The sequence below is a fragment of the Myroides sp. ZB35 genome (assembly GCF_001865835.1).
Taxonomy (GTDB): domain Bacteria; phylum Bacteroidota; class Bacteroidia; order Flavobacteriales; family Flavobacteriaceae; genus Flavobacterium; species Flavobacterium odoratimimum.
Genome location: NZ_CP017769.1, coordinates 329,819 through 351,197, shown reverse-complemented (window position 1 = coordinate 351,197; position 21,379 = coordinate 329,819). Strand labels below are relative to the sequence as shown.

20 protein-coding genes and 5 tRNA genes are annotated in these 21,379 nt (G+C 33.8%); 18 read left to right on the top strand and 7 right to left on the bottom strand.

Features of this window, described 5'->3' with window-relative positions; all coding sequences use genetic code 11:
• Positions 1–11: 11 nt before the first annotated feature.
• From BK054_RS01535 to BK054_RS01515, 5 genes are all read right to left on the bottom strand, one after another.
• Positions 12–2,411 carry a GumC family protein gene (locus BK054_RS01535; protein ID WP_006267056.1) on the bottom strand — a complete coding sequence of 800 codons (2,400 nt, stop codon included), beginning with the start codon at positions 2,409–2,411 and terminating at the stop codon, positions 12–14.
• 4 nt (positions 2,412–2,415) lie between these two features.
• On the bottom strand, positions 2,416–3,201 hold the full coding sequence (locus BK054_RS01530; protein WP_006260213.1) for a polysaccharide biosynthesis/export family protein: 786 nt from the start codon (positions 3,199–3,201) through the stop codon (positions 2,416–2,418).
• Between the two features lie 234 nt (positions 3,202–3,435).
• Complete coding sequence (gene lptB / locus BK054_RS01525; RefSeq protein ID WP_006260212.1) at positions 3,436–4,176, bottom strand: LPS export ABC transporter ATP-binding protein; 741 nt, start codon at positions 4,174–4,176, stop codon at positions 3,436–3,438.
• A gap of 17 nt (positions 4,177–4,193) precedes the next feature.
• Positions 4,194–5,006: a twin-arginine translocase subunit TatC gene (gene tatC, locus BK054_RS01520; protein WP_006260211.1), complete on the bottom strand. Its 813-nt coding sequence runs from the start codon at positions 5,004–5,006 to the stop codon at positions 4,194–4,196.
• A 32-nt stretch (positions 5,007–5,038) separates the two neighbouring features.
• Positions 5,039–6,004 carry an SIS domain-containing protein gene (locus tag BK054_RS01515; protein WP_006260210.1) on the bottom strand — a complete coding sequence of 322 codons (966 nt, stop codon included), beginning with the start codon at positions 6,002–6,004 and terminating at the stop codon, positions 5,039–5,041.
• A gap of 89 nt (positions 6,005–6,093) precedes the next feature.
• Between BK054_RS01515 and BK054_RS01510 the strand changes: the two genes are divergently transcribed.
• Complete coding sequence (locus BK054_RS01510) at positions 6,094–8,289, top strand: ATP-dependent DNA helicase RecQ (protein WP_006260209.1); 2,196 nt, start codon at positions 6,094–6,096, stop codon at positions 8,287–8,289.
• A gap of 77 nt (positions 8,290–8,366) precedes the next feature.
• Positions 8,367–8,819, top strand: a complete 453-nt coding sequence (locus BK054_RS01505) for a hypothetical protein (RefSeq protein ID WP_006261953.1) — start codon at positions 8,367–8,369, stop codon at positions 8,817–8,819.
• A gap of 547 nt (positions 8,820–9,366) precedes the next feature.
• On the opposite strand, the gene BK054_RS01500 is transcribed toward BK054_RS01505, so the two are convergent.
• Entirely contained in the window at positions 9,367–9,603 is a 237-nt protein-coding gene (locus BK054_RS01500; RefSeq protein WP_006261952.1) for a hypothetical protein, read from the bottom strand.
• A gap of 262 nt (positions 9,604–9,865) precedes the next feature.
• Here BK054_RS01500 and idi point away from each other — a divergent pair, with 262 nt between their 5' ends.
• The 11 genes from idi (at position 9,866) to BK054_RS01445 (ending at position 15,453) form a co-directional block, all read left to right on the top strand.
• Positions 9,866–10,393, top strand: coding sequence for an isopentenyl-diphosphate Delta-isomerase (gene idi / locus BK054_RS01495; protein ID WP_006264407.1), 528 nt, complete (start codon positions 9,866–9,868; stop codon positions 10,391–10,393).
• 4 nt (positions 10,394–10,397) lie between these two features.
• A complete protein-coding gene (locus tag BK054_RS01490) occupies positions 10,398–10,811 on the top strand; it encodes a 6-pyruvoyl trahydropterin synthase family protein (protein ID WP_006264406.1) in 414 nt (137 codons plus the stop codon).
• Positions 10,812–10,918: 107 nt separating this feature from the next.
• Positions 10,919–11,887, top strand: a complete 969-nt coding sequence (locus BK054_RS01485; RefSeq protein WP_006267057.1) for a type I phosphomannose isomerase catalytic subunit — start codon at positions 10,919–10,921, stop codon at positions 11,885–11,887.
• 65 nt (positions 11,888–11,952) lie between these two features.
• On the top strand, positions 11,953–12,216 hold the full coding sequence (locus BK054_RS01480; protein WP_006260203.1) for a hypothetical protein: 264 nt from the start codon (positions 11,953–11,955) through the stop codon (positions 12,214–12,216).
• A gap of 81 nt (positions 12,217–12,297) precedes the next feature.
• Positions 12,298–12,371 (top strand) — tRNA-Thr (locus BK054_RS01475).
• A gap of 41 nt (positions 12,372–12,412) precedes the next feature.
• Positions 12,413–12,486 (top strand) — tRNA-Thr (locus BK054_RS01470).
• Between the two features lie 42 nt (positions 12,487–12,528).
• Positions 12,529–12,602, top strand: a tRNA-Thr gene (locus BK054_RS01465).
• 41 nt (positions 12,603–12,643) lie between these two features.
• Positions 12,644–12,717 (top strand) — tRNA-Thr (locus BK054_RS01460).
• Positions 12,718–12,753: 36 nt separating this feature from the next.
• Positions 12,754–12,827: transfer RNA gene (locus BK054_RS01455), tRNA-Thr, on the top strand.
• A 144-nt stretch (positions 12,828–12,971) separates the two neighbouring features.
• Entirely contained in the window at positions 12,972–14,447 is a 1,476-nt protein-coding gene (gene cls / locus BK054_RS01450) for a cardiolipin synthase (RefSeq protein ID WP_006261950.1), read from the top strand.
• 61 nt (positions 14,448–14,508) lie between these two features.
• Positions 14,509–15,453 carry an alpha/beta hydrolase gene (locus BK054_RS01445; protein ID WP_006264405.1) on the top strand — a complete coding sequence of 315 codons (945 nt, stop codon included), beginning with the start codon at positions 14,509–14,511 and terminating at the stop codon, positions 15,451–15,453.
• A gap of 94 nt (positions 15,454–15,547) precedes the next feature.
• Here the strand turns inward: BK054_RS01445 and BK054_RS01440 are convergent, their stop codons facing one another.
• On the bottom strand, positions 15,548–17,947 hold the full coding sequence (locus tag BK054_RS01440) for an outer membrane beta-barrel family protein (protein WP_006267058.1): 2,400 nt from the start codon (positions 17,945–17,947) through the stop codon (positions 15,548–15,550).
• Between the two features lie 171 nt (positions 17,948–18,118).
• Here BK054_RS01440 and BK054_RS01435 point away from each other — a divergent pair, with 171 nt between their 5' ends.
• The 5 genes from BK054_RS01435 (at position 18,119) to BK054_RS01415 (ending at position 21,296) form a co-directional block, all read left to right on the top strand.
• Positions 18,119–18,688, top strand: coding sequence for a TIGR00730 family Rossman fold protein (locus BK054_RS01435; protein WP_006267059.1), 570 nt, complete (start codon positions 18,119–18,121; stop codon positions 18,686–18,688).
• 5 nt (positions 18,689–18,693) lie between these two features.
• Positions 18,694–19,272, top strand: a complete 579-nt coding sequence (locus BK054_RS01430) for a Crp/Fnr family transcriptional regulator (protein ID WP_006267060.1) — start codon at positions 18,694–18,696, stop codon at positions 19,270–19,272.
• Positions 19,273–19,340: 68 nt separating this feature from the next.
• Positions 19,341–19,778 (top strand): MoaF-related domain-containing protein, encoded by a 438-nt coding sequence (locus BK054_RS01425; RefSeq protein ID WP_006267061.1) that lies wholly within the window; start codon positions 19,341–19,343, stop codon positions 19,776–19,778.
• A gap of 88 nt (positions 19,779–19,866) precedes the next feature.
• A complete protein-coding gene (locus tag BK054_RS01420) occupies positions 19,867–20,619 on the top strand; it encodes an NYN domain-containing protein (protein ID WP_006261944.1) in 753 nt (250 codons plus the stop codon).
• A 113-nt stretch (positions 20,620–20,732) separates the two neighbouring features.
• Positions 20,733–21,296 (top strand): DUF1572 family protein, encoded by a 564-nt coding sequence (locus BK054_RS01415; RefSeq protein ID WP_006261943.1) that lies wholly within the window; start codon positions 20,733–20,735, stop codon positions 21,294–21,296.
• Positions 21,297–21,379: the final 83 nt, after the last annotated feature.

Below are 21,379 nucleotides of genomic sequence, written 5' to 3'. Positions count from 1 at the left end.
GACCTTTGTTCTTATTTTAGATTTATTAGTTTTTTCCACCAAGGGCGTTTGTCTACTTCTAGATCTTGGCCATATCCATAACCATATCCGTATCCATAACCATATCCTTTGTTTGTCTCAGTATCATTTAAGATAATTGACATATTCGGAAGTTTACCTTCTTTGTGTAAGTCATTAGGTAATTTAAGCATACGTTTGTCTAGGTAGTTTGCTCTCGCTACGTAGATGAACGTATCAGCATATTTCGCGATTAACAAGGTATCTGTAACTAAACTAACAGGAGCTGTATCTACGATGATATAGTCATATTGTTTTTTAAGAGTCTCAAACATATCTCCTATTCTATCTCCCATTAATAGTTCTGCTGGGTTAGGTGGAATAGTACCTGCTGGTAAAGCATACATGTTTTCGTAACCATCTATTTTTACAACATACTGGTTGATATCGTCCTCTTTTCTTAATAAGTAGTCAGATACTCCTTTAGTAGGAAGCATGATATAATCGTCTAATCTAGGGTTACGAATATCTAATCCGATAAGAAGAGTTCGTTTACCTGATAATGCGATTGTAGCTGCAATATTTACAGATGTAAATGTTTTACCTTCTTTAGGGAATGTAGATGTTAAGAAAATCATCTTAGCATTACCTTCCTGTACATCACTTAGCATAAACTCAAGGTTCGTTCTAACGATACGAAGAGCTTCAGCAGTACTCGTTCTACTCGCAATATTAACGATTTTGGAATTATCGTTAGAGTGTGGTATATCACCTAAGAATGGAACTTGAGTATTTTCTTCAATGTCTAATCTAGTCTTAACCTTAGTATCTAATAAGCTACGTAAGTAGATTAAAGCAAATGGTATTAATCCTCCCATGATAAGAGCGGCTAATAAGATAATTGCTTTTTTAGGAGCTACTGGTTTATCACTACTCTTAGCTACATCGATTATTTTAGCATTTTGTTCTGTTGCTGCTAAAGCGATTGCAGTTTCCTCTCTTTTTTGGAATAAGTATAAATAGATAGCCTCTTTTACCTTTTGCTGTCTATCGATGATTCTGAACTCTCTTTCTTGTTTTGGTACAAGAGATAGTTTAGATTTTAATTCAGATTCTTTAGACGCTAACTCTCTACGTGTAATTTTTAGATTGCTCTCGGCTCTTAGAAGGCTTTCTAATACAGAAGCTTTCATAGAGTTGATTTGATCGTCTAATTTAACGATAGCCGGGTTAAGCTTAGTTGTACTAGTACTTAACTTATTTCTTTCTAATACTAATTTATTATATTGATCAATTAAGCTGTTAGAGCTAACATCTGTCGATACTATATTACCAGGAAGTAATTCGTTTGGTTTGCTGCTTTTTAAGAACTCTATTAGAGAAGAGATAACTTTTAATTCGGTTTCATTACTAATGATTTGTTTTTCATAAACATTAGCATTCTCTAAGTGAATTTTTAATTCTGTAGGAATATCAGTAATGCTATTTCTAGCTTTATATCCCTCTACGTTCTTTTCTACATCACCTAGTTCATCAGTAATCAGGACTAGACGAGAGTCGATGAACTCTGAAGTTTTCTCTGAGATAAAACGTTTATCAGCTATAGCACCATCATTGTACAAAGTAATCAATGTGTTTAAATAATCTTTTGCTTTCGCTGGCGTAGCGTTTAACAATGATAATTCAAGCACAGTAGAGAACTTATCAGTAGGAGCTATTTTTACCTCTTTTACGTAATAATCAACGACTTTTTGGACAGGTTTTACTTGTACTAGTATTTCATTTACAGTTTCTTCACCACCTTCTTTTTTTAGAGCATCTAGTGTTCCTGTTTTTTTAGGAGCATTCTTAGTTACGATAAGTTTACCTAATATAGTAGAAATAGGTTCATCATATTTAAAAGTACCTAATTCTTCTTCCTCATCATTTAATAACAAGAAAGACGATTCAGTTCTATCTTTAACAATAAATGAATACTCGATATCATCAAAGTCAAAAACACGCTCTACAAAGTTGATAGAAACAGGACTATTACCATATAAATCCTTTTTTACAAATCTATCGTTATTGATTAAAGCTATATTTAATTGTAATCTTCTAACTGTTCTTTCTGCAAGACTTCTTGATTGTAGTACTTGTGTCTCGTTTTCTACATTACTTTTACCACCAGAGAACATCCCTAAGTCAGCGAATGCTGCCATTTCAGACGCTATTCCACCACCTCTTTTTTCATCTTTTACAATGATAGAAGTATTGATAGAATATATCTTCTGGCTATAACGTAAATAAACGAAAGCTAAAGCTACAGTAATAAAAACACTTAATACAAACCATCTCCAGTGAACTAAATATTTCTCTAGTTCTTCTCGTATGTTTATATTAGAGTTTTCTTGATTGTCAAATTTGTTTTCCATTTTTCTATTTTGTAGCAAGTGCTATTACAGTTACTAAAAGTGATAATGCAGATAATCCTAAACTTAAGTTAGGTCCTACTACAGAAGAGTTTACTCTTGTTTTGTTAGGCTCTACATATACAATATCGTTTTGATTTAAATAATAGTATGGAGATACCATAAAGTCCGCTTTAGTCATGTCTACACGGATAGGAACTCTTCTTCCATCTATTTCTCTTATCAGTAATATATTGTCTCTTTTTCCATATACTGTTAGGTCACCAGATAATGCTATTGCTTCAGCTAATGTAAGTCTCTCACTATTGATAGTGTGTACACCTGGCTTATTTACCTCCCCTTGTACTGTCACTTTGTAGTTCATGATTCTCATGTTGACAATAGGGTTATTGATATATTGGCTTATTTGTTTTGACAGTATTTCTACAGCTTCTTTTTTGCTTTTACCACCTACTTTAATAGTTCCTAATACAGGAAATTCTATATTCCCATCACTATCTACTAAGTATAAGTGTTGAGTCATAGTACCACTACCAGCAGGATTGTTAGGATTTGTAGTCATTGTATTAGCTAAGTTAAACGGAGCAGCTGCTTCAGGATCTTCTGCAGATACAATGATCATTAGCAAATCATCTGCTCTTAAACGAGTCTCAAATTTATTATCATTAGACTCTTTTAGTAATACATCCTCAACGTTTTGGTAGTATACAACACTCTCTCTAGATGCACATGACCCTAGCAAAAGCATGGTGCAAAAGAAAAGAGATAGTTTTAGCGCAATTATATTTTTCATTGTTATTTTTTTGCAAATATATAGTTTCTAAATAGTCAAAAAAAAGAGTTTTACCATTTAAAGTGTCAAATATAGTTTTTTCTGAGTAGAGATAAAATGATGCTTTCGCAAAAAGTACAGTGTTTTTAGGATAATTCACCTTTTTTCTAATTATAAAAAACACAATAATCTCAGAAATTAAAAGAACTATAAATAATAACTGTTAAATATGTAAAAGTGGCTTTTGATTCTTATTTAGAACGTTAGTTTCTTTTTACGTAGCTCGAAGTTCTGACCTAAGTAGACTTTTCGTACCATTTCGTCTTCTGCTAGCTCTTCTGGAACACCTGCTTTTAAGATACCTCCTTCGAACATAAGATACGTTTTGTCTGTAATAGCAAGAGTCTCTTGAACGTTGTGATCTGTAATAAGGATACCAATGTTTTTGTTTTTTAAGTTCGCAACGATTTTTTGGATATCTTCTACTGCCACAGGGTCAACTCCCGCGAAGGGTTCATCTAGAAGAATAAACTTAGGATCAGTAGCTAATGCTCTAGCGATTTCTGTACGTCTTCTTTCTCCTCCAGATAGTACATCTCCTCGGTTAGTACGTACATGGTTTAAGTTGAACTCTTCTATTAGAGATTCCATTTTCGCCTCTTGTTCTTTTTTAGAGAGTTTCGTTAGTTGTAGTACACTTAGGATGTTGTCCTCTATACTTAGTTTTCTAAAGATAGAAGCCTCTTGTGCTAAGTACCCGATACCATGTTGTGCACGTTTATACATCGGGAAGTCTGTTATATCCGTATTATCTAAATATATATTTCCACTGTTAGGTTTTACTAATCCTACGATCATATAGAATGATGTAGTTTTACCAGCACCATTTGGCCCTAGTAGTCCTACGATCTCTCCTTGATTAACCTCTACTGATATACCTTTAACAACTTTGCGTTTTTTGTACATCTTAATTAAATTATCAGCTCTTAATTTCATGATTTTAAAATATGAGATTAGTCAATTTGTTTTGTTTTACTTGCTTCTATCTTCTTATTCTTTTTGTGTACGAAGAGAGAGATATAAATACTCACTTCGTATAGAATAAGTAATGGAATAGATACTATAATCTGGCTTACTACATCTGGTGGAGTTATTACAGCTGCGATGATTAATATTAATACGATAGCGTACTTTCTATAGTCTCTTAAGAACTGTGGTGTAACTAAGTCTAACACAGATAGGAAGTAAATAATAATCGGTAATTCGAATACTAAACCACATGCTATAGATGTCGTTTTTACAAGACCTATATAAGAGTTGATATCTATCTGGTTTTTAACGATATCACTTACCTGTAAATTCGCAAGGAAATTAATAGATAGTGGAGTGATAACGTAGTATCCAAATACTACTCCCATAAAGAATAATAAAGAAGATACAACGATAAATAGTTTAGCGTATTTCTTTTCTTTTGTATAAAGTGCTGGGCTGATGAATTTCCATATTTCCCAAAGAATGAAAGGAACTGCAATAATAAAACCTGCAGAAATACAAGTCCAAATTAATACAGAGAATTGTCCATCCATCGTTCTATTCTGAATCTCGAAGGGTAAGTCTTGTAAACAAAAACTTCTATCGAAATCAAAACGTTGTGCTATTTTACAAAAGAATTGATAGGTAACGAAATCACTTCTTTTTGGTGCGAAGATGATTTTGTCAAAAATAAAATCACTAAAAATAAAAGCGACTGCCCCTCCTCCTAGTATAAATGCTGAAGATCTAACTAATAACCATCTTAGTTCTTCTAAGTGGTCTAGGAAAGACATTTCCTTTTTTGATTTATCTGAGTTTGCCATATTTATACGATCCCTTCTTTTAATATATCATGTAGGTGGATTACGCCTACGTATTTGTTGTTTTGTGTCACTAGTAATTGCGTGATAGAGTTGTCCTCTAATATAGACAGTGCCTTAGATACGTGCTCAGAACTCTCTATTGATTTAGGGTTGATAGACATAATGTCTTTTGCCTTATAATCGTTTAGATTACTACTTTTTTGTAGCATACGGCGCAAGTCTCCATCTGTTATGATTCCTATGATTTGCTCATTATCTACTACCGCAGTTACTCCTAAGCGTTTCTCTGATATCTCTACGATTACTTCTTGGATAGAAGAATCTGGAGATACAGCAGGTTTGTTTTCGCTTTTTAGTATGTTTTGCACCAAAAGTAACAATTTTTTACCTAATGCTCCACCTGGATGGTACATTGCGAAGTCTTCTGCAGTGAAGTTTCTCAATTCTATAAGACAAGCTGCTAAGGCATCTCCTAAAACTAGCTGAGCAGTTGTACTGTTCATAGGTGCTAGATTATTCTGTTCTGCCTCATGGTCTATTTTAGATAATAGGATATAGTCAGCACTTTTTGCTAAAAACGAGTTCTCATTAGCTGTGATAGCAATAAGCGTATTGTTGTGTCTTTTAAGGATAGGTGCTAATACTTTTATTTCTGGGCTATTACCACTATTAGAGATACAGATAATACAGTCTCCTGGTTGGATTAGACCTAGATCTCCATGCATTGCCTCTGCAGCATGCATATGGATAGATGGTGTTCCAGTAGAATTGAATGTTGCTACTATTTTCGCTCCAATTAGTGAACTTTTGCCTATTCCTGTCACAATTATTCGCCCCTTGCAGTTGAAAATCGCTTTAACAGTTTTTTCAAAATCATCCGTTAGATAATCGATTAGTTTTTTAATGCTTTCACTCTCAGAAAGTAAAGTATTCTTGGCGGTGTTTAATATGTTAATTGATGTATTCAAAATGAGCGAATGTTAAATATTATGATTGAACTAAAGAAATTTTGTACCTTTAGGTACTGCAAATTTATGTAAAATACCATACAAAAATAATGAAATCAACTGAAATTGACTTGCACAAAGAGTTAAAGAGATTTTTTGGATTTTCTCAATTCAAAGGTCTTCAGGAAGATGTGGTCAAAAGTATTATTTCTGGACACAATACTTTTGTGATTATGCCGACTGGAGGAGGGAAGTCTCTTTGTTATCAATTACCTGCATTGGTGTTAGAGGGAACTGCTATTGTTGTTTCACCGTTAATTGCTTTGATGAAGAATCAAGTAGATGCTATTAGAAGTTTATCTTCAGAGCATGGTGTGGCTCATGTGCTTAATTCATCTCTTACGAAGACTGAGATAGCTCAGGTAAAGGAAGACATTAAAAGTGGGATTACAAAGTTGCTATACGTAGCACCTGAATCTTTAACTAAGGAAGAGTATGTTAGCTTTTTACAAGGGGAAAAATTATCTTTTGTAGCTATTGACGAGGCCCATTGTATTTCTGAATGGGGACATGACTTTAGACCAGAGTATAGAAATCTGCGCAACATTATTAGAAGTCTTGGTGATATACCTATTATAGGACTGACTGCAACAGCCACTCCTAAAGTACAAGAGGATATCTTAAAAAACTTAGAAATTCCAAACGCGAATACCTTCAAAGCATCGTTTAATAGACCTAACTTATTCTATGAGATACGTCCTAAAACGAAAAATGTAGAGACGGATATTATTCGCTTTATTAAACAACACCAAGGAAAGTCAGGAGTGATCTACTGTCTAAGTAGAAAGAAAGTAGAAGAAATCGCAAATGTACTTCAGGTAAATGGGATCAGTGCTGTGCCTTATCACGCAGGACTAGATGCCAAGACCCGTGCTAAACATCAAGATATGTTCTTAATGGAGGATGTAGATGTAGTAGTAGCTACTATCGCATTCGGTATGGGGATAGATAAGCCAGATGTACGCTATGTAATACACCATGATATTCCTAAATCATTAGAAAGTTATTATCAAGAGACGGGTAGAGCTGGACGTGATGGAGGTGAAGGACACTGTCTAGCCTATTACTCATATAAAGATATAGAGAAGCTTGAGAAGTTTATGGCTGGTAAGCCTGTCGCTGAGCAAGAGATAGGGTATGCATTATTACAAGAAGTAGTAGCGTATGCTGAAACATCGATGTCTAGAAGAAAATTTATCCTGCATTATTTCGGAGAAGAATTTGACGAAGTCAATGGCGAAGGGGCTGATATGGATGATAATATCCGTAATCCTAAGACTAAAGTAGAAGCTAAAGATAGTGTAGTTCAATTATTGAAAGTAATTAGAGACACGAAACAATCTTATAAGACGAAAGAAATAGTATTCACTCTACTTGGGAAAATCAATGCATTGTTAAAAGTAAATAAGACAGATACATTAGACTTTTTCGGTTGTGGTAAGGATCACGATGAGAAGTACTGGATAGCTCTTATTAGACAAGTATTAGTAGCAGACTTATTGCGCAAAGATATTGAAGCTTATGGAGTGTTAAAACTGACAGAAGCTGGGCTACAGTTTATAGATAATCCTAAGTCATTTATGATGACTGAAGATCACGAATATTCTGATGCTGAAAATGATTTGGATGTGATCGCTAGTAAAGCTAGTCTAGTGATAGACGAGGCTCTGATCGGTATCCTAAAAGATCTGCGTAAGAAAGTAGCGAAGAAATATGGTGTACCTCCATTCGTAGTATTCCAAGACCCTTCATTAGAGGAGATGGGGCTTAAGTATCCAGTTACTCTAGAGGAGATGTCTAATATTATAGGAGTAAGTGAAGGTAAGGCTAAGAAATATGGTAAGGAGTTCGTAGATGTGATTAGTAAGTATGTAGAAGATAATGATATCATCAGACCTGATGATTTAGTTGTTAAATCTACAGGTGCTAATTCCGCATTAAAACTTTATATTATTCAGAATGTAGATAGAAAGTTATCTTTATCGGATATAGCGAGTGCTAAAGGATTAGATATGGATGGTCTGCTAAAAGAGATGGAGCAGATCGTATATTCTGGTACGAAGTTGAATATATCATATTGGATAGATGATGTCTTAGACGAAGATCAGCAAGAAGAAATCTATGATTACTTTATGGAATCAGAGACAGATAATATTAAGGCTGCGATGACTGAGTTTGACGGAGATTATGATACTGAAGAGTTGCGATTAATGCGTATTCAGTTTATTAGTAAAGAAGCGAACTAGTTCATAGTAGAAATAGAACAATTAAAATCTTCAGTAGGTGACTACTGAGGGTTTTTTTATATACTCTTTTTAAAAATATGGAAAAAATATTTAAATCGTGTTTTAGACGATCTTCGTTAGTCAAGATTAGTATCGTTACTATGGTGCTTTTAATGATAAATATTTTATTTATAATCTTAATATTAAAAGCAAAGAAAGGCGATATCGGGGTGAGTAATATCGAGAGTGCTATAGCAAGTGGAGTAGTGACGGCTTCTATATTAGTCTACTATGTAGTTAAAATATATCCTTATCTCAACAAAATAACGATTGATGGAGAAAAGATATATTATAAGAAAGTATTGGGACAGGAGAGAGTTATAGATATAGCTGCAGAAGATGTGCAGATACATATAGATACATTATATATGCGGTGGACTAACCAAGATGGCTATATAGAAGTGAATAGTGGAAAGAAAAAAATCAAGATTATAGAAAGTTATTATAAAAACTATGTAGTGCTAAAAGAAACTTTGGTCGCTTTAGCTTAACAAAAGATATATAGATAAAAGGTGTTCTTATAGAGCACCTTTTTTTGTGGATATTAGACACTTTGTTTAGGTAGGTATTTAGTAATCATACAGTTTAGATAGAAGGAGAATAGGTGATGAGTAAATGGAGGATTGTTCGACAAAGTCACCTCTAGCTCCACCAATCTCGAGTAATTGTCCATGAATTGTCGAGCGAATTGCTTATAACACCTGTATTATAAGGGGATATGCTATAGAGGGTGTTTGTGTTTATAAAGGATATTTTTTGTTTAACTTGTTGTTTGTTAGTGTTTTGTGTTGTTTTAAGGGCTAAAAAGTACATCTTTTTTTCTTATAAGACAGATCTTTGCTCTTATTGAGGAGATAGAATAGAAAAAAAGACCTTTCAGAACATGAAAAAGTACTTATAAAAGTGAAATATAGATTCGAATATTAAAAAAAATAGTGTCCTTTTTCTTAATAGTTAAAAGATGTACTGAGTTGTAAAAAAGAAAGAGGTAACTTATTACATAGGTTACCTCTTGATATATGTATTCACAGATGCGGTCTATTCGTATAGCTCTCCTCGATGTGGTTTTAGGATATCTCTTAGTTGTCTCATTTGCTCATCATTGACTACCATATACGCGATAGTATGCTCTGGTGCTAGTACTGTATAGTCTATGATAGAGATAGGTAGTTGTTCTATAGCGACATACTCTTTAAGATGTATTACGTGATGTTCGGCTGTTTTTTCTCCAGCAGGCCCTTTAAAATCCCAAATAAGTTTGATTTGTCTTTCCATTTTCTAATTGTCATTTGTACAAAAGTAGTCAAAAAATAAGTAGAAATAGTTGAAGAATCAGTAGAAGTGGTTAGAAGGAAAAGCACTGCGTACGAATAGTATTGAAAGATAAAACGAGGGAGTAGATAACAAAAGAAGGAATGTAGTCGTTTATAAATGAGTATTATAGAATAAAGACAGGTTTATAACGATGCTATCTGATAAAGAGATTAGTTTAACCGTATCTTTTTTGTATTTTTGAGGTTGATATAAATTATTAGGTATGAAAGAAGAGTTAGTGGTATTAGTAAATGAACAAGATGAACAAGTAGGAGTAATGGAAAAGATAGAAGCTCATGAAAAAGCTTTGTTACATCGTGCATTTTCTGTTTTTATTTTGAATAAAAATAATGAAGTAATGTTACAACAACGTGCTTCAGAAAAGTATCACTCGCCTTTATTGTGGACTAATACTTGTTGTAGTCATCAACGTGTAGGCGAAACAAATATAGAGGCTGGTAGACGTAGATTAATGGAAGAAATGGGGTTCGAAGTGCCCCTAAAAGATGTTTTTAGTTTTATCTATAAAGCCCCATTTGACAATGGTCTGACAGAGCATGAGTTTGATCATGTGATGATTGGATATTACGATGATGAACCAAATATCAACCTAGAAGAAGTAGAGGCATGGAAATGGATGTCTATAGAAGGGATAAAGGAAGATATGGAGGCTAATCCTAATATATATACAGCTTGGTTTAAAATCATTTTTTCTAAGTTTTATCATTTTATAGAAGCTCAAAAGAAATAATAGTATGAGATTAACTGTTAGTAGAAAAGCTCATTTTAATGCAGCACATCGCTTGCATAGAAAAGAATGGTCAGAAGAGAAGAACCAACTTGTTTTTGGTAAATGTAATAATCCTAACTATCATGGACATAATTATGAATTAATTGTTCAGGTAACAGGAGAGCTAGATCCAGAGACAGGATTTGTGATGGATTTAAAAGAACTATCCGATTTAATAAAATCGGAGATAGAAGAGAACTTTGATCATAAAAACTTGAATTTAGATGTACCAGAGTTTTTAGAGTTAATCCCTACAGCAGAAAATATCGCAGTAGTGATATGGCAAAAATTAAGACCTTTTATTAATGATGATAAAGAGTTAGAAGTGATATTGTATGAAACTGCTAGAAACTTTGTTTCTTTTAAAGGAGATTATTAATTATAGGGTATGCTAATGGGAAAAGTTGTAACTTGCACCCTCGTTTTTTATAGCGATTGGGAAAGATAAATAAGCAATAGCTTATTTTTAATAGAAGTGATTAATATATGGGTTTTAAACAATATCCGATACTATTTCAACCGATTCTGAAAGACAGAATTTGGGGAGGAACGAAGTTAAAATCAATACTTGGTAAAGATATTGATTCAAATGAGGTAGGAGAGAGCTGGGAGATTTCTGGTGTATCTTCTGATGTAAGCGTTGTCGCAAATGGGGTATATGAAGGATTAAGTTTAAATGATTTAATTCAGAAGTTTCCTGAAGAAATCTTAGGTGATTATATTATAAACCGTTTTGATAAGAAGTTTCCTCTTTTGTTTAAGTTTCTAGACGCAAAAGAAGATTTATCTATACAGTTACATCCGAATGATGATTTAGCTCAGAAGCGCCATGGGTCTTTTGGAAAGACTGAGATGTGGTATGTGATGCAAACGGATGAAAATGCAAGAATAGTAGTAGACTTTAAAGATGGAGTGACTCAAGAGGACTATCTACATCATTTAGAGGCTAAGACATTGCCTTCTATATTAAAAGAGATACCTGTAAAGAAAGGAGATGTATTCTTCATCGAGACAGGTACTATCCATGCTATTGGGGCTGGTGTATTATTAGCTGAGATTCAGCAGACTTCAGATATTACTTATAGAGTATATGACTGGGATAGACTAGATGCTTCGGGTAATTCTAGAGAACTCCATATCGATATGGCACTAGATGCTATCAACTATGATAAGAAAGAAGTAGAGTTGACTTATACTAAAGATGCGAATGTATCTAACGAAATAGTAGCGTGTCCATTCTTCTCAGTGAATTATATACCTCTAAAAGGAAGTTATCACAAAGAGAAGGATGCTTCTAGATTCTATCTATATGTGTGTACAGAAGGAGAAGGAGAGATCACATTAGGTGATGAAGTGTATTCTATACGATGTGGACAAACTGTGCTAATACCAGCAGCAGTATCACAAATAAGTTTAAGTGGTGAGGCTACAATCTTAGAGATATTTGTTTCTTAAAAGAGTAGTATACCCCATTTTTATATTGTAGATTTGCGTAAAATTAATACTAAATAAAGGAAATTATGGCAAGCGTAAGAAACCTAAAAAAAGATATTCACTATGTATTAGGTGATATCATCCAAGCAATTTATATTCAAGAAATGACAACTGGAGGACCAACTGCAGAGACTAATGCATTACTTGAAGAAGCGTTTGTTTCTTTCGATGAATTAATCGGAGCAGTGAATGCAAAAAACGTTGAGAATAAAAAAGCACATTTTAAAGGAGTTTATAAAAAACTAGAAGATGTTGCAGGTCAGTTAGTTGAAAAAATCAACGCAATGTAATCGAAAAAAAGATTTAAAAAAGATACATTTTGTGTTGCAAGATTGAAAAACCATGCTATCTTTGCACTCGCAAAATGAGTCGCCGGTGTAGCTCAGCTGGCTAGAGCAGCTGATTTGTAATCAGCAGGTCGTGGGTTCGAGTCCCTCCATCGGCTCAGATGTTTTTTGAAAAATTGATATTGTAATACTTTGAGTCGCCGGTGTAGCTCAGCTGGCTAGAGCAGCTGATTTGTAATCAGCAGGTCGTGGGTTCGAGTCCCTCCATCGGCTCAAAAGTTTTAAAAGAGATTAGTATTACAATAATATTGAGTCGCCGGTGTAGCTCAGCTGGCTAGAGCAGCTGATTTGTAATCAGCAGGTCGTGGGTTCGAGTCCCTCCATCGGCTCAATAATTTTTTGAAGATTAAATATTGCAATATATTGAGTCGCCGGTGTAGCTCAGCTGGCTAGAGCAGCTGATTTGTAATCAGCAGGTCGTGGGTTCGAGTCCCTCCATCGGCTCAAATGTTTTAATATTGTATTGCAGGCATTCATTTTGCCGGTGTAGCTCAGTTGGCTAGAGCAGCTGATTTGTAATCAGCAGGTCGTGGGTTCGAGTCCCTCCATCGGCTCAAAAGTCTCCCCTTAAAGGGAGACTTTTTTGTTTTCAAATACTTTGTGTACTAAATGCTCTTCTAACTGCTTTTTATTTTTTACTTTTAGATAACCTAAATCTAACTTATATAGAAAGGTTATTATTAAAAATACGCTGAAGTATGTTTTTGAGAGTTCAAGCAGATTGGTTTATCTATTTGGAGATAGTATATTTTATTATAGCTATTGCTGTGGCTGTACGCATTATCTATGATACAGACTCTATCTCGAAGACATTAGCTTATCTGTTGTTAGTTTTCTTTGTGCCTATCTTTGGTATTTTATTTTATTTTTCTTTTGGGATCAATTATCGACGAAGAAAGATGTATTCTAAGAAGCTTAAGGTAAATGATGAGTATAGCACTAAATTAACAAAACGTCTAAATGACATTCACCTAGATCAGAGACAACAAGGAAACCCTATTGTACAAAGGAATCGTTCTTTCATTAAGATGTTGTCTAGTGCGACTATGGGAGAAGGTCCATTATTAGTGGATAATAAAGCCGAAATATTAGAGAATGGAGAAGAGTTCTTTCCAAGACTAATAGAAGACTTAAAAGCAGCTAAAAGTACGATTCATATCGAGTATTATATTTATGAGAATAATGATATCGGTAAGGAGATAGAAAGTATCCTGATCAATAAAGTAAAGGAGGGGGTTAAGGTACGTTTTATCTATGATGACTTTGGGTGTAAAAGCATTCGAAAGAATATTGTCCGCAATCTTCGTGCGAATGGAGTCGAAGCCTATCCCTTTAATAAGATTATTCTATTAGCTTTTGCTAACCGTATGAATTATCGAAATCACCGCAAAATAGTGGTGATAGATGGAACGATAGCTTATACAGGAGGGATAAATATCTCTGATCGCTACGATAACCGTAAGAAAGATTCTAATCAGTATTTTTGGAGGGATACGCATATTAGAATAAAAGGTTCGGGAGCTTATGGGTTACAATATATCTTTTTGGCAGATTGGAATTTCTGTAGTAAGCAAGACTTAGCCTTTGATGAGAAGTATTTCCCTATTCATGATAATGATGAGATAGGAGTGCCGTTACAGGTTATTTCGTCTGGACCTGACTCAGATGTACCTTCTATTCTATATAGTGTCTTAAAAGCGATACAAACTGCTGAAAAAGAGATCTGCATCACTACGCCATATTATATACCTGACGAATCATTACAACTAGCTATTAAAATGGCTGCATTAAGTGGTAAGCGCGTTAGAATGATACTGCCTGGAATTACAGATTCTAATATCGTGAAATGGGCTTCGGAGTCTTATTTTCAAGAGTTATTAGAGTTTGGTGTAGAGATTTATTTATATAAGAAAGGATTTATCCACGCGAAGACCTTTGTTACAGATGCAGGAGTGAGTTCTATAGGTACATGTAATTTAGATCACCGTAGCTTTGATTTGAATTTCGAGGTGAATGTTGTGGTTTATGACGAGGCTTTTGCACGTAAAATGAAAACAATGTTTGATAGAGACTGTAGAGATTCTATTAAACTAGAGTTACACAGGTGGAATAAAAGATCTTGGAAACAACGTCTTAAAAACAGTTTTATTCGTTTGTTCTCTCCTTTATTATAGCATGTGTAGACATCAAATAAAGTGAGTAATGAAGGATAAGTAAACTTTAAATAAGGATACTATGAATTTACATTTGACATTTGATAAATATATAACACATCAACATCCCTTTGAGAATGATTATGAAGGGAAGGTAATCACCACATTAATAGAATCAAGAGGAAATAAGAAAGAGCATAAGCAGACTATTCTGTATATACACGGATTTTGTGATTACTTCTTTCAGATACACTTGATGGATTATTTTAATGAGCATGGAGTAAACTTCTATGCAATAGATTTGCGCAAGTATGGTCGTTCGTTATTGCCTCATCAGCATCCGAATTATTGTAAGTCGATGCGAGAGTACTTTCCTGATATCGATTATGGAATAGAGTATATTCTAAAGGAAAAGAGAGATACCCAACTATTTTTATTAGGGCATAGTACAGGAGGATTATTAGCAACGTATTATGCTATGTTTGGGTTGTTAAAAGAAAGGTTGTCAGGACTAATATTAAATTCTCCTTTCTTTGATTTTAATGTACCTTTTTATGTAAAGCCTTTTATGGGGAGTGTTGCTAGGAGTAAAGTGAGTAAGGATATCTTTGCTAATGCAGAGCAGATGCCTGAGTTATATGGTAAGACATTGCATAAAGATCATGAAGGAGAATGGGAGTACAAGAAAGAGTGGAAACCAATAAATCCTTTTGCTGTATACTATAGTTGGATATTAGCAGTGCAACATACACAGGAGTTAATTCAGGAGGTAGTATTGCATGAAGACTTTCCTATTCTACTAATGTATAGCGATAAGTCTGGAAGTACTTCAAAATGGACTGCTACTTCTATGACATCAGATATCGTCTTGAATGTAAAAGATATTGAGAAGATAGGTAGTAAGATAGGACATCGTGTAGAGAAAGCTGTAATAGAGGATGGAATGCATGACTTATTTCTCTCGAAGAAAGAAGTTAGAAATAAAGCAATGTTTAGTGTATTACAGTTCTTAGAGAAGCACAGATAGATATTAAAAGTAAAAAGCTGTTACCATTTAAGGTAACAGCTTTTTTAGCAATAATTGAAAAAAGTTGTTGTTGATTGGTTGGTAGGGGAGCTTTTTAGAATAATCCTCCAGCACCTCCACTTTCTTTTGTATTCGAATCTCTGTTCTTTCTTTGTAATGCACGTCCTTTTCCTCCTCCGAACATATAGTTTACTCCGATGTAAACTGATCTACTTTCCCATGTAAATTGTCCATTAGAAGCATAAGGGTACTGAGAACTGTATTTGAACTTCATAGTATTGAAGATATCATTGAATCTTGCACTGATACTTAATTTGTTTTCAAGTAAAGAGTATCTAGCTCCAGCATCTATTTTATACATCTCTTTAGAGTCCATTGTGATACCATCTACGGGACCTCTATAGAATCCGAATAAGTTAAATCTTAAGTTTTTAGTCGCTTTGAAGTTACTGTTTAAACGAGCATTGAATGCACTAGCAGTAATATCGCGTTCGATAAAATCCATTTGATTTGTCGTACTGTTTAACTGAGATACAAAACCAGTCTGTTTAATACTAGAGAAATCAATACCAGGTTGCATATCCCACCATGGAGTTAATTTGATATTAGCAGAAAGTTCAAATCCATAAGCATCATTAGACTTATAGTTATCAAAAGTCATTAATAAAGCATTTGGGTTATCATTGTCTGGGTCATCGTAGATAACGTGGTTGATTTCTTTATTGATCTTTCTATAGTACACTCCAGCAGTCACACTACTTTTGTTATTAAACATTCTTGTGTAATTTAATTCTACAGAGTTCGTAAACTGTGGTTTTAATTCAGGATTACCTACCATTGTCATTAATGGAGTAGAGAATTGTCTAACAGGGTTAGTCTGAGAAATACTAGGTCTATCTACACGTCTACTATAACTTAAGTTGAACATATCATTATCTGTCATAGAATACCCTAAGTATACAGACGGATATAAGGTAACGTAATCATCTTTAAAAGTAGTTGTTCCTCCTAATTTAGATTCTACTTTATAGCTTTCTAATCTTGTTCCTACTTGGTAGTTAAACTTACCATAAGTTTGACCAAAAGTTACATAAGCAGAGAAGATATCTTGGTTGTATTCATTGTTAATCTTTTTATTCTTCTCAGGAATCAAAGGATTATTAGAATCAAAGTTGTTATCCGCTCTAGAGATTCTAGCTTCAGCTCCTACTTCTAGTTTAGTATGATCGTTTAAAGGATTCACATAATCAATGTTGATTGTTGTTAAATCACTTTTATCATTGTTTCTATCTTGATAAATTTGGTTAGGATTTTTACCTATAATCGTATTGTAGTCTCCGTCATTCGTAGATTTGTTACGACTAAAGTTTCCTTCGATATCTAAAGTATGACCTTTTTTCTCAAATAGGTGTTTATAAGCTAAGTTATACGCACTATATCTATTATCTCCATCATAAACAGTTTTTTGGAATATATCTTCGAATAAGTTTTTAGGATATGTAGTCGCGTTATCCATATCTGTTGTTCTATCATTTGTACTTTGATTAGTATAGAATGACAATGTATTGTTATCGTTGATATAATAATCCATACCTACTTTATAGAAGTAGTTCTTGTTCTTATTATTCATACGAATTTCTGTAGGAGACATAATATCTGTACGTAGCATATCACCATCGTTTTTATACTTTCCATACGAGTAGCTACCATTAGCGAAGAAGTTTAACTTACCTTGTCTATAGTTAGCATTGATAGAGTTAGTATTCTTAACAGTATGAGCAAATGTAACTCCTGTGTCTACAGAACCATTAAAGCCATCCATTGTATTTTTGTGTAACACGATATTGATAATACCTGACATTCCTTCAGGATTATACTTAGCACTAGGGTTAGTAATTAACTCAATGCTTTTAATAGAAGTAGAAGGAATTTGTTTTAATACCTGTTCAGAAGACATATTAGTAGGACGCCCATCGATAAGGATACGTACATTTTCATTTCCTCTTAGAGATATCTTACCATCTTTATCCACATTTACAGAAGGGATATTATTCATAATCTCACCAGCAGTAGCACCAGCAGTAGTTAAGTCTTTACCTACATTGATTACTTTTCTATCTATCTTTTGTTCTATCGTAGATGATTCAGCGATAATATTAACTCCTTCTAAAGTTGTCGCTTCAGGAGTTAAGTTAATTGTACCGAAGTTATAAGTAGCTTCAGTTAACTCAAATTCTTTAGTATATGTTTGGTAACCGATAAACTGCACTTCTAAAGTATATTTTTTTTGAGGAACAGTTAATTCGAATTTTCCATTGTCATCAGACATAGCACCTGTTACAATCGTCTCTCCATCTTTAATAGAGATAGTTGCATAAGGAACGGATTGATTAATTGATTTGTCAAAAATCGCTCCTGTGATTTTTCCTTTTTGTTGCGCATAAATAGAGCAAACCATGGTAAGGAAAAGGATAACACTTAATTTGAATTTCATAATAGTTCTTTCGTTAAGTTTATTTCTAATAATTGATTAAGGTTTCTATAATAGTCATACTTTTGAGTAAATTGTTACAACAAAAAATGTTTGATTTTATATAAAATATTTATTTTTATTTGTAATTTATTGATATTCAGTTTTTTATTTCGCTATTTAAAATTAATATAAATGAGATATACAGTGTTTTGTGGTTCTAGTTCAGGTACTAAGGATATTTATGTTAAACAAGCTTTTGCATTAGGAGAACAATTAGCTAAACATCATATCGGGCTTGTATACGGAGGCGCTAAAGTTGGATTAATGGGAGCAGTTGCTGACGGTGTTCTTAAGGGGGATGGCGAAGTTATCGGTGTATTACCTAGTTTTTTGGCAGATGTAGAGTTAGGTCATAAGGGATTAACAGAATTAATTATGGTCGAAACAATGCATGAACGCAAAGCTAAGATGGACGAATTATCTGATGGTGTAATCACAATGCCTGGTGGATATGGTACCTTAGAAGAATTCTTTGAAATGCTAACATGGGCTCAATTAGGATTACACAAAAAGCCTGTGGCATTATTAAATATAGATGGATTCTATAATCCACTATTAGAAATGATAGATACGATGGTAGCTATGGGGTTCTTAAAAGAGATAAACAAAGACATGATTGTGGTAGCTGATGAGGTAGAAGAACTTTTAGAAAAGATGAAAGCTTATGAAGCGCCTAAAGAAGGTAAATGGATTCAAAAATAAATAATATGAATAAAGCCTCATTAATAGATAATTTTGAACGCAAAGGCGTTATATTAACACAAGAAGAGAAGGAATTAATACTCTCTTCTTTTCAGACTGTTTATGTAAAGAAGAAAGATTATCTATTAACAGCAGGTGCTGTATGTGACTTCGAAGCCTTTGTAGTACAAGGATGTTTTAAAGAATATTGTTTGGATGAAAAAGGAGAAGAACACATCATACATTTCTCTATAGAAGATTGGTGGTTAGCAGATCTAGAAAGCTATAATTATGAACGACCATCGAAGATATTTATACAAGCATTAGAAGATAGTGAGGTATTACTCATAAAGAAAGAACGCAAAGAAGCGCTCTATGATGAAATACCTGTCTTAGAAAAGATATATAGAAGGATGACTCAGCAAGAGTGTATCGCTCTTCAGCGTCGTATTGTAAATAAGTTGTCAATGGATGCTACAGCAGAGTACGAAGATTTCTGTAAGCGATATCCATCCTTAGTACAACGTCTAACTAATATTCAGATAGCTTCTTATCTAGGTATTTCCCAAGAGTTTTTGAGTAAAATACGCAGTAAGAAAAAATAATAATTATTGAACTAGTTCAATGTTTTTGATCTTAGAGCAATTTAATTTTGCTTTAAAATTATAGAATAATGAACAACAAAATAATAATAGCTTCATTGGCAATAGCCTTGTCAGCAGGAGCATGTCAGTCAAAGACAGAGAAAGAATCTACTCCATCAGAAATATTAGAAAGTACTAGTGCTAGCCACACTAGTACCTTAATTGGGCATAAAGCAGAAATACAGTTCCCAGAGATGAAAGCTACTATTGAGTACACGAGTACAGATACCTTACACTGGAGTACAGTAGGTGAGAATGGAGCAGTAAATGAAGGCGATGAGAAAATGAGTTACAAAGCACTTGGTGAGGACTTACACTTTCTGAACTGGATAGAACAAGATGGCTTTACAGTTAGTCAAATCATCAATACGAAGACAGGAGAAGTAACTGCTTTTTGGTCTTATGACGGAGCTGATCACAAACGTGAAAGTCAGTTTGTAACAGGAACTTTTAGATTAATTGATTAAAGAAATCAATTATTAACAGATGTTTTGGACATCAATGCCCTTTACGTAGTTCTATTTTTTGTATTTTAGAGCTTTCGAAAAGGAAAATATGATGGAAAAACAAAATAACAACATTGCAATCTTAGTGGATGGGGATAATGCTCAAGCTAAGTTGTTGGATAAGATTTTAGAAGAAGTTTCTAAATATGGGAAGGTGACTGTCCGTCGTATTTATGGAGATTGGACAACACCACAAATGAATAGCTGGAAGGAATTACTAAATGACTTGTCATTTTCGCCTATACAGAAGTTTAATTATACTAGTGGAAAGAACTCTACAGATAGTTCACTCATCATAGATGCTATGGATATTCTCCATGCTAAGATGGTAGATGGATTCTGTATCGTATCTAGTGATAGTGACTATACTGGTTTAGCTAAGCGTATCAGAGAAGAAGGTATCTTTGTGATGGGAGTAGGAGAGAAGAAGACTCCGAATGCTTTCGTTCAGTCATGTGAGATATTTACTTATTGTGAGACCTTAATGCCTAAAGCAACTACAGCAGTTAAAGAAGCGAATGGTAATGCTAAAAAGGTAGAAGCTACAGATGATGACGATACTAAATCATTGACTAAGAAAGAGTATAGACTGATAGATAAAGCGTTCGATATGTCTGTAGATGAAGAGGTAGAAGCTTATATCGCTACAGTAGGAGGTAACCTTCGTAAGCTTAATCCAAGTTTTGATGCGAGAGACTATGGTTTTAGAAACTTGACAGAGCTTTTCAAACATCTAAAGACATACGATGTAATTAACAATAATGTTAAGGGGTTAAATCATCCCTTAGTAAAGAAAAAATAACCTTCGGGTTATTTTTTTTGCTCATAAACGAATGGTATGGTCTATAAACTTTAAATTGCAAATGGTCAAATATTGACTATAACAAAAAATACTAACTCAATACAATTTATATTATGACTATACAAGAATTAGCAGGTATTCGCAAGCAATTCGAGTACTATAGAATGATCGTAGATAAAACAGTTTTAGTTCTATCCCAAGATGAATTAAATCAAAAGGTCAATGTAGAGAGTAACTCTATAGCGATGTTAATGCGTCATATTACGGGTAATCTGCTTTCTCGTTTTACTAACTTTTTTACAGAAGATGGAGAGAAGCCATGGAGAAACAGAGATGATGAGTTCACAGATGGGATTTATGACAGACATGAACTTATAACGAATTGGGACAAGGCATGGAATGTTCTCTTCAGTACCATAGATAGTATTAATGAAGAGAACATTAATACAGTAGTAAAAATCAGAAACCAAGACCATACGGTAGCAGAAGCTTTATATCGACAGTTAGCACATTACCCTTACCATATAGGGCAGATCGTATTTATCGGAAAGATGATACGCAATGAAGAGTGGAAGTCTTTAACCATTCCTAAAAATAAATCAAAAGAATACAATCAAGATAAATTTGAAAATCCTAATTCAGAGACTCATTTTGTAGATGATTATCTAAAGAAGTAAGAGATAATTTTTTAGATTCCTAATTTTGAATGAGAATTAGTAGAGTCGTTCAGTGCAATATTTTATATATTTGTCAAAAGACG